The following is an 11,772-nucleotide window of genomic DNA, read 5'->3' on the forward strand; positions in this document are numbered from 1 at the left end:
AATAGAAAATTGAAACTGTGTTTTTTATCCCAAAAGTTTAAAATTCCATCCTAGTCGGTTTAGGGTACAAAAGTGATTTTGCCTATCTTTCCTTGATGACGTCCTTTTTAGGATGTGAGAAAAATAAATTGTGAAATTCATAAAAATAGATCTCACTATGAAAAAATTTACATTGACCATGAGTCTAGTCTGGATGCTTTTGATTCCGATTATGGCTCAAGAGACGACAGCCTCAGAAGAAACTCACTCCGATCCCAAGGCGGAAGTTTTCGAGTCCGATATTTCAGTAACCATTGACGGAAAGTCAATCGATCTAAAGGCTCATGCTGGGACGATGGAACTTAAAGATGAAAACAATAAGCCCATTGCTCTTTTTGGCTTTACTGCTTACTTCAAGAAAAACCCTGAGAAAAACCGTCCTATTGTTTTTGCTTACAACGGAGGTCCAGGTTCCTCTTCCTATTGGTTGCATTTGGGTATTATGGGCCCTAGAAGAGTGGTCGTAGACGATCCCAATTACAATCAAGCAGCGCCTTATCAATTGGTGAATAATGAATTTTCCATTTTGGATGTAGCTGATGTGGTGATGATGGATCCTGTCGGGACTGGCTTATCAGTTCCTATTGGTGAGGCAACTGGAAAAGATTTCTGGGGTGTTGATCAGGATATTCGAAGTGTGAGTTTGTTCATCATGCAGTTTTTGAAAGAGCATAACAGACTCAACTCGCCAAAATATATTCTGGGAGAGAGCTATGGGACTTTTAGGAATGCAGGTGTGATGAATTATCTACTAGGTAGAGGCTATGCTCTTAATGGAGTGATTATGGTTTCTGCTGTTTTTGACCTTCGGACTTTATTTTTTGCGCCCAATGAAGATATTTCACATATAGTTTATCTACCTACCATGGCTGCTACTTCTTGGTATCATGACCGGGTAGCTAATAAAGGAGGGAGTTTGCCTGATTTCGTTCAGGAGGTACGGGAATTTACTGAGGAAGAATATGCTCCAGCCTTATTCAAAGGAAATCGTATCAGCACTTCAGAAAAATCTCAAATCGCCCAAAAGTTGGAGGCCTATACAGGGATTTCATCCACTATTTGGGAGCGCGCAGATCTAAAAATTACTGCTTCTGAATACTTCCAGGAATTGTTGCGGGATGAAGAAAATACAGTAGGTCGATTAGATTCCCGATACAAAGGCATCAATATCGACCCTATGTCCATGGATGCGTTTACGGATCCTCAAAGTGATGCGATTTCTCCGGCCTATACCATGGCTTTCTTAGATTATTTTCATGGTCAATTAGGGGTGAGCAAAGATTGGTTGTATTCAACATCAGCTTATTCCAAGGAAGGTTTTCGCTGGGATTGGAAGCACCAAGGAAATAATTTTTGGGGAGCAGATGCGGCTGTGACTACCTTACCGGATATGGCTGAAGCATTGAGTAAAGATCCTCATGTGAAAGTTTTGATCATGAACGGCTACTATGACTTGGCGACTGTTTTCTATGGTGTTGAACATTCGATTTCTCATTTGGATTTACCAAAAGAAGCCACCGATCGAATTATCATGACATATTATGAGGCGGGACACATGATGTATACCCATTTGCCATCTGCCAAACTTTTCAGAGATGATTTGAAAAAGTTCATCGAAGACACCCTACGTAAATAAAAACTCTTTTTCGATTTATGAAAAAACTCCAAAACCTAGCTTCCCTTGGAATTATTCTGATAGGGTTTTTGACGCTTTCAAATTTGACTGCTCAAACCACATCGTCTTCCTCTTTGTATTTTCCTCCAATTGGAGAAGAAAACTGGGAGAAGATGCCGGTGAATCAAACCGGTTGGGACCAAGGGAAGCTAGGAGAGTTTTTGGCCTGGATGGAAACCACCAATACTCGGGCTTTCATCATTCTGAAAGACGGGAAAATTGTCGTCGAAGAGTATAGCGGAAATCGATTGACTGGCTTAGGGCCGATGAACGAAAGTTCGCTATGGTATTGGGCTTCTGCAGGGAAAACATTAACAGCAACATTGATTGGTATTGCGGAGGAAGAGAAACTACTAAAACGAAATGATCGAACCCAAAAATACCTAGGAAAAGGATGGACTGCTATGAGTTCAAAGCAAGAAAAGGCTATCCGGCTTATTCATCATTTGACAATGACAACAGGATTGAATGATCAAGGGGTTGATTTGGATGATCCAGATCCTTCCAGTCTGACCTTCTTGGCTAAACCTGGAAGCCGTTGGAGTTATCATAATGCTCCATATACACTGTTGAAAAATGTTTTGGAGGTAGCAAGCGGTCAATCATTTGAAACTTATTTCAAGGAAAAAATCGGTGATCCAATCGGCATGGGAGGATTTTGGCAGCGAACTGGTAAGAATCATGTCTTTTATTCCAATGCCCGAAGTATGGCTAGATTCGGATTGCTTCTTTTGGCTCAGGGGCAATGGGAAGGAAAGCAGCTTGTCAATAGAAGCTTTATCCGTGAGATGACCTCAAGTTCGCAGGGATTGAATCCGAGTTATGGTTTTCTAACTTGGCTGAATGGACAAAGTTTTTTTAAGCTTCCCGCCGTTCAACGGCAAATTGAGGGAGCTTTAGTCCCCTCAGCTCCCAAGGATATGTTTCAAGCTATGGGAAGAAATGGTCAATTTTTGATGGTAGTTCCTTCTGAGAATTTGGTAATTGTCCGGATGGGAGCTCATTCTGATACTTCCTTGATTCCTTACCTTTTGATTCGGGATATTTGGGATCGCTTTGCTCCAGTCATCCAAAAGGACTAAAAATTCATTTTTAGAATAATAAAGAATAAGAATTGTTTATTGGTATTTACCCAATTGATAATGGATTTTGTCCAGGGAAAGTGGTTTTTCTAAAAATCCAGAAACGATTTCATATTCCATCGCCTTTTTCCGATCCTGAAAATCAATAGAGCTTGAAAGGATTACAATTTTATCCTTCCTATCTGGGAATTTCACCTGATATTCATCAAGGAATTCCCACCCATTCATGACGGGCATGTTGATATCTAAAAAAATCAAAAGACTCTTCTCAATCGCAATTTCTTCTAGGTTTTTTAATGCCTGATCTGCTGCTAAAAACTCTAAAATATTTTCAGAAATTTCGGTTTTCCCTAGAAGCCGTTTATTGATGAGATTATTTATTGGGTCGTCATCTACAAGAAAAATGGCATCAAATTGAATCATGCAATGTGTATGGATCAGGCTGTATACTGCCAAAATACAATTATTCCAATTGTCAGAAAAAGTTTGTGAGTATTTTTTAAATCTCGATAAAAAAATATTTTTCTAGAAAACAAAAAAGGAGGCCGAAGCCTCCTTGTAATTGATTGGGGGTGAATTACATCATTCCACCCATTCCGCCGCCACCCATTGGAGGCATAGCCGGAGCATCATCTTTCACGTCTGCTACGACACATTCGGTGGTCAATAGCAATCCAGCGATGGAAGCCGCATTTTCCAAAGCCAATCTCGTTACTTTGGTAGGATCGATTACACCAGTCTCGAACAGGTCTTCGTACTGATCGATTCTTGCATTATAACCGAAGTTTCCATCGTTTTCTCTGATTTTGTTGATCACTACGGAAGGCTCACCACCCGCGTTAAGAACAATAGTTCTCAATGGAGCTTCGATTGCCATTCTAACGATGTTGATACCAGTGTCCTGATCTTCATTGGATCCAGTTAGGTTGTCTAAGCCTTCAGAAGCTCTGATCAACGCTACACCACCACCAACAACTACACCTTCTTGTACAGCAGCTCTTGTTGCATGAAGGGCGTCATCCACTCGGTCTTTTTTCTCCTTCATTTCTACCTCAGTGGCAGCACCAATGTAAAGGATAGCTACACCACCGGAAAGCTTAGCTAATCTTTCTTGAAGCTTTTCACGATCGTAGTCAGAAGTAGTTTTTTCGATTTGTGCTTTGATCTCAGCAATTCTAGCTTGGATCATTTCAGGCTGTCCAGCACCATTAACAATGGTAGTGTTGTCCTTGTCAATGTTCACTTTCTCAGCTCGGCCAAGCATGTCTACAGTAGCATTTTCTAGCTTGAAGCCTCTTTCTTCAGAGATAACAGTTCCGCCAGTTAAGATTGCGATATCTTCCAACATGGCTTTTCTTCTGTCACCGAATCCAGGAGCTTTAACAGCAGCTACTTTGAGAGCTCCTCTGATTTTGTTTACAACCAAAGTTGCCAACGCTTCACCGTCTACGTCCTCGGCAATGATGATCAAAGGTTTACCAGACTGAGCAACAGGCTCTAATACTGGAAGCAACTCTTTCATAGAAGAGATTTTCTTGTCATAGATCAAGATGTAAGGAGCCTCAAGCTCAGCTTCCATCTTTTCAGTGTTGGTGACGAAGTATGGAGAAAGGTAACCTCTGTCAAACTGCATACCTTCTACAGTTTTCACTTCAGTTTCAGTACCTTTTGCTTCTTCTACAGTGATTACTCCATCTTTTCCAACTTTATCCATCGCGTCAGAAATCATGTTACCGATTTCTTCGTCGTTGTTAGCAGATACAGTCGCAACTTGAGCGATTTCTTTGCTAGTAGAAATTTCTTTGGAGTTTTCCCTCAACTTGGCAATCACAGCAGCGACAGCTTTGTCGATTCCTCTTTTCAAGTCCATTGGATTGGCACCTGCAGCTACGTTTTTGATACCTGCATTGAAGATGGCCTGAGCCAAAACGGTGGCAGTAGTAGTTCCGTCACCTGCATTATCTGCAGTTTTGGAAGCCACTTCCTTCAAAAGTTGAGCACCCATATTTTCAATAGGCTCTTCCAATTCGATTTCTTTCGCTACAGATACACCGTCTTTGGTGATGGTTGGAGCACCGAATTTTTTGTCTAGAATAACGTTTCGACCTTTTGGTCCAAGGGTTACTTTTACTGCATCAGCAAGAGCGTCTACACCTTTCTTCAGGCGGTCTCTAGCATTGGTGTCAAAGAATAATTCTTTTGCCATTTTCTTTTTAAGTTTTAGGTTTCGTTAATCAATTAAAGGATTGCGAAAATGTCAGACTCACGCATGATTAGATAGTCTGTGCCATCCACGTTTAGCTCGGTACCGGAGTATTTTCCGTACAAAACAGTGTCTCCAACTTTCACAGTCAATGGTTCATCTTTTTTACCAGTCCCGATAGCCACTACCGTACCTCTTTGAGGCTTTTCTTTTGCGGTATCCGGAATGTAAAGACCGGAAGCGGTTTTTTCTTCGGCTGCAGCAGGTTGTACCAACACCCTATCTGCAAGTGGTTTGATGTTCACGTTTGACATAATATGAGATTGTTTAAAGGTTAGATTAAAATTCCTATTCCCCTTTGAGCGATTCCTATGCCAAGCCAATTTTTCTAAAAAACCCTGACAAATCGGCTACAATTGTGTCAGTGTTTTCAATTTTTATTTTTCCCTTCATTTTAAATCCTGTCAAAATTTCGCTGAGCTCTGGAAAAAAATGTCAGAATTCCTTATTTTTTAATAAGCATTGAAACCTATGAGTACACTTTCTAAAAACTGGATTACTGAAGGCTTGATTGATTTTGAGTATAAAAAGTACCAATTGCTAGCCTATCTTCAAGAAACTGACAAACGATTTAAGGCTATCCAATTGTACCCTTATTTGGGTGAGTTGATTGAACATCATCGGAATTTGGCAGCACTCCAATCGGGAAAGAAAAATCTTGCAGAGTTTTTCCCAAAAGCATTGGATAGTATTGATTTCAAAGAGAAAAAACTCAATTACGAGCCTCGCTCCGAAGATCATGAAGTGTTGAAGGAGATTAGCCAGATTACTGAATTTGCCCTACCCAAAATCGAAGGTCAAATCAAGGAAGGAAAGACCATTTATGATTTTGTAGAGGATCAAGTGGAGTTTGAACCAGTCGGTATTCTTCCCATTTATAATCGGGAAGGCTTCGTGCTGATGACCCGGGAGAAGAAATCAGAAATTCACGCATTCCGCTACAAGTCAAGCTTGTTGCAAATTGCCGGGGAGCGTTTTCGAAGTATATCCGTTTGGTTGATTGGTGTTTTTCAAAAAACATTTGTCAACACATTGGAGGCTTTGAAATTGGAGTTAATCCGGGAGATCAAAGAATTGCCAAATCCTGCTACGTATAGACTGCATTCTAAACAAGAATTCCCCATTGAGGAGACCTTGCTTCCGATCGGCAAGCGGTTGCTACTTCAGCATGTTAAAGCATAAGGGAACTAGCTTGCTTCTGCTAGTTCCTTCTTTGGATTGCTGATTTCTTTTTCCTTTTTCATTTGCAGTTCCTGACGCTTTTTGATGATTTCTGCCCCAGGTTTATCAAAAAGTATCAGCCAGATTTCTTTCAGATTTTGAGCCTTTCGAATATCACGGAAAATATCTCGCCATTCATGAAATACGAGATAGATGGGATTGTAGGAAGTGACAGGTTTGGTAATTCCATAGACCGGTCTTTCCTTTTCTTCCATGAATGTTCCAAACATCCGATCCCAAATAATAAAGGTTGAGCCGTAATTTTTATCTAAATAATGCTCATCACTAGCATGGTGAACGCGATGATGGGAGGGAGTCGTGAAAATATATTCGATGACCGGATGGAGTTTGGTAATGTACTCCGTATGAATCCAAAATTGGTATAGCACAGCAATCTGGTGACAGATAAAGAAGACAAACGGATCAAAACCCATCAACATTACCGGGATGAAAAATACAATTTTAATATGCTGGGTCCATCCTAAACGGAAGGAAACAGAAAGGTTGTATTTGGAGCTGTTATGATGGGTGATGTGCGTAGCCCACCAAAAGCGCTGTTCATGAGCTACTCGATGTGCCCAATATCTTGCAAAATCAATGGCTATAAAACATATAATAAATGACCACCAAGTGGCCGGGATTTTAAAAGGAGCGAGATTGTAAAAGAACAAGGCTGTACCAAAGGTTGCCAATTTGATCATGGCGCTAATTCCCACATTGACTAAGCCAATAGATGCAGCGGCTAGAAAATCTTTGGTATCATAGGCGTCTCTTTTTTGGTACCAACTGATTCCCCATTCGAGGAATACTAATAAAAACATAATTGGAGCTGCCCATAAAATTAAATTTGGCCAGTTTTCAAACTGTAGATCCTCCAGGCGGAGTGATTGATTATTCATAAATAGGATTTGAATTTGTATTAGCAGATTTCAAAAACGGGTGATTTTAATCCGCAAAAAACGGTTTTGATGAAAGTACAAAAAAAAGTCCGCCTTTTGAAAGACGGACTTCAATTTTTATTGGTTTTAACTTTTATTATTGATTCTCTGTCGAATCAGGAGTTGTCTCTTCTGTAGGAAGAATGCTTTGAGACTCTTGGTCACCAAAGGCAGGAGCTACTACTTGTTGTTTAGCACTTTCAATATTTGGAGACTGGAATTGATTCGCTTCTGGACTGCTATAGAATGCGGAAGAGGCCAAAGACAACACCAAAATGGAGATTGCTAAAATCCAAGTTGCCTTTTCTAAAACATTGCCGGTTCGAGTTACTCCCATGATTTGAGAAGCACTACCTCCGAAAGCAGCACCAACGCCACCTTTAGAATTTTGTCCCAAAATGACCAAGATTAATAAAACGGCCAAAATTAGAATGACGGAAATCAGGAAAGTGAACATATAATTATTTGGAGTTTTTCAGTTTTTCAATTAAGTCCGCAAAGTAAGTTGATTTCTCTGGAAACTTCAAACTCAAGCTCTCATAAATTTGGAGGGCTTTTTCTTTTTTACCTTGTTTGATCAGAAGCTTCGCAAATGATTCGGTGATCAATTCTTCTTTGATTTTAGTACTGCTTTCTGCAAGGTTTTCATTGTTTTGATTGGCTTCGATTTCCCGGATGGTTGCCAATTTGATATCCTTTTTGCTGAATGCTTTAATCAAATCGATTTGCTCCTTTTTTTTGGAGTCAAGAATTTTCTTTTTTTCTTTTTTCTTGATTGATTCAATTAGATCATCGGGGTTTGATTTCCGTTTGCGGGCCTTTTGTTTAGGTTTTTCTTCTTTCGGACTTGATTCCTCAGATTTCTTTTTGAGTTTTTCATCCAGTTGAACCAGGCTTGCAGTGCGATCAGCAAGGTCTAGTTTTTCTTTTGGTTTCTCTGGAAGAATATCAACGCTAGGCCTTGTTTCCTGAATGGGAACTTCATTTTCAAGTAAAGCCTTAAGCCAAATACGGTCTGGACTAGTAATAGCTGCCCAGCTCAAGGAATCAGAATGTTTTCTAGGGGACTTTTGGATTTCATATCTAGAAATCAATACATGCGGAATCTGAAAATAGGGGAAATTCTCCTGTATTTTCCGTAGCAATAGCACATCCGATTTCTCTAGCTTATCGGCCCTTTTTAGTATTTCTTTGAATTGATTGGCGTTCACTTCAAGTTTTTTTTCAATATAGGGATTTTACCAATTTGCCACGGTTGCAGTGAAAATATCTTGGATGATATTCTTGAAAATTTCCTCGATCAATCGATCTTCCACATCCAAAAGGGTTGTGGTCCTTGGGTCATAATCCTGGAAAAAGGAGAAGTTTTGCTTCAAGTTTTCTTCCTCGTTCGTTTGATTGATATATTCTACTTCTACTGAAATAGTCAATCGCATTTGACCTGCTCGATCGGGTAAGTTTGGGTTTCCGCTGGACACCACTGCCTGTGGCGTCAAGGTATAGCGCTTGATCGCTCCCGAAAATTGCAAGTCCCCGTTGGTGCGGACTAATTCCAATTGGGTGTTCCGTTGGTAAAACTCTTTTAGGGATTCGGTGAAACGCTGTTCCATATTTGCAGGGCCTCCTCCTGAATCATTGAAAAAATTATCCACTGAAAAGGTCTGTACCTCTTCATAATTGATATTGGTTCCCGTAAAGCTGTAACTAACAGAACATCCGTTAATTCCAACTCCAAGAACAATTATAGAAAGCAATACTAAAAATCTATTGATCAATTTCATATTGTTTGATCTTTCTGTAAAGGGTCCTCTCCGAAATTCCCAAATCATTCGCGGCATATTTTCGCTTGTTATTATGCTTTCGAAGCGCTTTGATGATCATTTCTTTTTCTTTTTTCTCCAAAGAAAGTGAATTATCATCTTCTTCGTGAAGTATATCCTCAATGGCTTCTTCCTCATATTCCTCCGAATTTCCATTGCTTGGTTTTTGAGCTTCCAAAACCAAGGGGAGTGGATAATTAGGGCTGGTTTCTTTCGGTTCCTTGACAGGTATGCCGGTGTCCAGATCCTCAAAAAGCTCACTATGCTTTTGGATAATACTTTGACTCAGTCCTCCGCTTTTATAGGTGTCCAATACCAATTTTTTCAACTCGTTCATGTCCTTTTTCATATCAAAAAGGACCTTATACAGCAGATCTCGTTCAGAAAAATCCATGGATTCTCCTCCTGAACTTCCGGCAGGAATTGGCATGGGAAGCCTGCTGTTATCAGTTGGTAAATACTTGGAAAGAGTCTGTGCATCGACCTCCCTGTTTTGTTCTAGAAGAGATGCCTGCTCAGCAATATTTTTCAATTGACGAATGTTGCCCGGAAATGGATAGCGCATCAGTAAAGCCTGTGCATTGGTATCCAGGCTAATAGGCTTCACACGATATTTTTCCGAGAAGTCGGAGGTGAATTTTCGAAATAATAGTACTACATCTTCTCCTCTTTCTCGTAGAGGGGGTACGAAAATGGGAACGGTATTCAATCTGTAATACAAATCTTCCCGGAATTTCCCTTTTTCAACAGCCCGCATCAAATTGACATTGGTAGCAGCAATGACACGAACATTGGTTTTCTGAACTTTGGAGGAACCGACTTTGATGAATTCGCCATTTTCTAACACCCGTAGAAGTCGGGCTTGCGTTCCCAAAGGCATTTCTCCAATTTCATCTAAGAAAATGGATCCTCCATCTGTTACTTCAAAATATCCTTTTCGAGCTTCGTGGGCACCAGTAAAAGAACCCTTTTCGTGGCCAAAAAGCTCGGAATCTATAGTTCCTTCGGGAATGGCTCCACAGTTGATAGCAATAAATTTTCCGTGTTTTCTAAGGGAGAGGGAATGAATGATTTTCGAAAAACTTTCCTTTCCACTTCCACTTTCCCCAGTAATCAAAACAGTCATATCTGTAGGAGCAGCCTGCATCGCGACCTGAATGGCGTGATTCAAAAGCGGGCTATTGCCAATGATGCCAAATCGCTGTTTGACACTTTGTATTTCTGCAGGAGTGATCATGCTACGGCTGGATTTATCTCAATGACTTCCCCAAATAGGGTAGCTGCAGTGCAATCCTTGATTTTTACTTTTACATAATCTCCTAACTTCAGTCCTTCTGAAGGGACGATGACGACCTTATTGGCTGAGTTACGTCCTTTCAATTCGAATTCTGATTTTTTGGATGTTCCTTCAATCAAGATAATTTGCTCTTTTCCGATATCCAGTTTATTACGCTCTAATGAAAGTTGGGTTTGCTTCTCGATGATTTCGTTCAGTCTGCGTTTTTTTACATCTAAAGGAATATCATCGGTATATTTCTTGGCAGCCAAAGTTCCCGGACGTTCAGAATAGTAGAACATGTAGGAGAAATCATACTTGACGATATCCATCAATGTCAAGGTGTCTTTGTGCTCTTCTTCTGTTTCAGTACAGAATCCGGCGATCATATCAGAGGAAATCCCACATTCATCCCCTAATATTTCACGGATCGCCTTGACCCGATCGAGATACCATTCCCGATCATAGGTACGGTTCATCAATTCCAAAACCCGGCTGTTTCCGGATTGAACTGGGAGGTGAATGTATTTACAAATGTTGTCGTACTTTTTCATAGTGTAAAGTACCTCATCTGTAATATCCTTAGGATGAGAGGTAGAGAATCTTACACGAAGTAAAGGATTCACCTGGGCAACCATTTCCAGGAGGTTGGCGAAGTTTACAACTTGGCTGACTTCTTCTTCCTTTTTATTTAATCGTGCTTTGTTGTTTTCTTCAGGAGACCATTTGTAGGAATCTACATTTTGTCCCAATAAAGTCACTTCACGATATCCTCTTTCAAATAAATCGCGAGCTTCGGCCACAATGGAATGTGGATCCCGGCTTCTTTCTCGGCCTCTTGTAAAAGGCACCACGCAGAAAGAGCACATGTTATCACAACCACGCATGATTGAAATAAATGCGGTTACTCCATTTGAATTGAGACGGACCGGGGCAATATCTGCGTAGGTTTCTTCTCTTGAAAGAAACGTATTAACTCCTTTTCGGCCATCCTCTGCAGCATTTACGAGATTGGGTAGATCTCGGTATGCGTCAGGACCTACGACCACGTCAACAATTTTTTCCTCTTCCAGCAATTTGTCCTTCAATCGCTCTGCCATACAGCCCAAGACGCCGATCGTCATGTCTGGTTTAGTTTTCTTAACTGCATTGAAATGATTGAGGCGATTGCGAACCGTTTGTTCAGCTTTCTCTCGGATTGAACAAGTGTTCAAAAAAACCACGTCAGCTTGCTGAAAGTCGGCAGTGGTATCGTAGCCGTTCTCTTTCATGATAGAAGCTACAATTTCAGAATCAGAAAAATTCATCTGGCAACCGTAGCTTTCGATGTAGATTTTTTTGGTTTTTCCGGTATTCTCTTCTGGGGTGGTTTTATAATCCACTGCTTGCGCTTCCTCTCCGGAGATAATATCAATGTCTTTGATCAGTTGATCCATTCAATTCTCAATTTTGAAGATG

Annotated in this window: 12 protein-coding genes; 3 read left to right on the forward strand and 9 right to left on the reverse strand. The window is 40.5% G+C overall.

Annotation, left to right across the window (positions count from 1 at the left end):
• Positions 1-157: 157 nt before the first annotated feature.
• Positions 158-1,675, forward strand: a complete 1,518-nt coding sequence (locus HWE15_RS02755; protein WP_290505967.1) for a carboxypeptidase — start codon at positions 158-160, stop codon at positions 1,673-1,675.
• Between the two features lie 17 nt (positions 1,676-1,692).
• Entirely contained in the window at positions 1,693-2,796 is a 1,104-nt protein-coding gene (locus tag HWE15_RS02760; RefSeq protein ID WP_290505968.1) for a serine hydrolase, read from the forward strand.
• A gap of 36 nt (positions 2,797-2,832) precedes the next feature.
• Here HWE15_RS02760 and HWE15_RS02765 read toward each other — a convergent pair whose 3' ends face one another.
• The 3 genes from HWE15_RS02765 to groES all read right to left on the reverse strand — a co-directional run bounded on the left by HWE15_RS02765 (position 2,833) and on the right by groES (position 5,313).
• Positions 2,833-3,219: a response regulator gene (locus HWE15_RS02765; RefSeq protein WP_290506207.1), complete on the reverse strand. Its 387-nt coding sequence runs from the start codon at positions 3,217-3,219 to the stop codon at positions 2,833-2,835.
• Positions 3,220-3,373: 154 nt separating this feature from the next.
• A complete protein-coding gene (groL, locus tag HWE15_RS02770) occupies positions 3,374-5,002 on the reverse strand; it encodes a chaperonin GroEL (protein ID WP_290505969.1) in 1,629 nt (542 codons plus the stop codon).
• A gap of 32 nt (positions 5,003-5,034) precedes the next feature.
• Positions 5,035-5,313: a co-chaperone GroES gene (gene groES / locus HWE15_RS02775; RefSeq protein WP_135073596.1), complete on the reverse strand. Its 279-nt coding sequence runs from the start codon at positions 5,311-5,313 to the stop codon at positions 5,035-5,037.
• Positions 5,314-5,530: 217 nt separating this feature from the next.
• Here groES and HWE15_RS02780 point away from each other — a divergent pair, with 217 nt between their 5' ends.
• Complete coding sequence (locus HWE15_RS02780; RefSeq protein ID WP_290505970.1) at positions 5,531-6,241, forward strand: hypothetical protein; 711 nt, start codon at positions 5,531-5,533, stop codon at positions 6,239-6,241.
• A 5-nt stretch (positions 6,242-6,246) separates the two neighbouring features.
• Here HWE15_RS02780 and HWE15_RS02785 read toward each other — a convergent pair whose 3' ends face one another.
• From HWE15_RS02785 to miaB, 6 genes are all read right to left on the reverse strand, one after another.
• Positions 6,247-7,179 carry a sterol desaturase family protein gene (locus HWE15_RS02785; RefSeq protein ID WP_290505971.1) on the reverse strand — a complete coding sequence of 311 codons (933 nt, stop codon included), beginning with the start codon at positions 7,177-7,179 and terminating at the stop codon, positions 6,247-6,249.
• Positions 7,180-7,315: 136 nt separating this feature from the next.
• Positions 7,316-7,675, reverse strand: coding sequence for a preprotein translocase subunit SecG (gene secG, locus HWE15_RS02790; protein WP_290505972.1), 360 nt, complete (start codon positions 7,673-7,675; stop codon positions 7,316-7,318).
• A gap of 4 nt (positions 7,676-7,679) precedes the next feature.
• Positions 7,680-8,429: a hypothetical protein gene (locus HWE15_RS02795; RefSeq protein WP_290505973.1), complete on the reverse strand. Its 750-nt coding sequence runs from the start codon at positions 8,427-8,429 to the stop codon at positions 7,680-7,682.
• 27 nt (positions 8,430-8,456) lie between these two features.
• Positions 8,457-8,999, reverse strand: a complete 543-nt coding sequence (lptE, locus tag HWE15_RS02800; protein WP_290505974.1) for an LptE family protein — start codon at positions 8,997-8,999, stop codon at positions 8,457-8,459.
• Positions 8,983-10,275, reverse strand: a complete 1,293-nt coding sequence (locus tag HWE15_RS02805; RefSeq protein ID WP_290505975.1) for a sigma-54-dependent Fis family transcriptional regulator — start codon at positions 10,273-10,275, stop codon at positions 8,983-8,985. Before HWE15_RS02805 ends, lptE begins: the two co-directional genes overlap by 17 nt.
• Positions 10,272-11,750: a tRNA (N6-isopentenyl adenosine(37)-C2)-methylthiotransferase MiaB gene (gene miaB / locus HWE15_RS02810; protein WP_290505976.1), complete on the reverse strand. Its 1,479-nt coding sequence runs from the start codon at positions 11,748-11,750 to the stop codon at positions 10,272-10,274. Before miaB ends, HWE15_RS02805 begins: the two co-directional genes overlap by 4 nt.
• Between the last annotated feature and the right edge of the window lie 22 nt (positions 11,751-11,772).

This window comes from Algoriphagus sp. (genome assembly GCF_013373065.1).
In the GTDB taxonomy this organism is placed as follows: domain Bacteria; phylum Bacteroidota; class Bacteroidia; order Cytophagales; family Cyclobacteriaceae; genus Algoriphagus.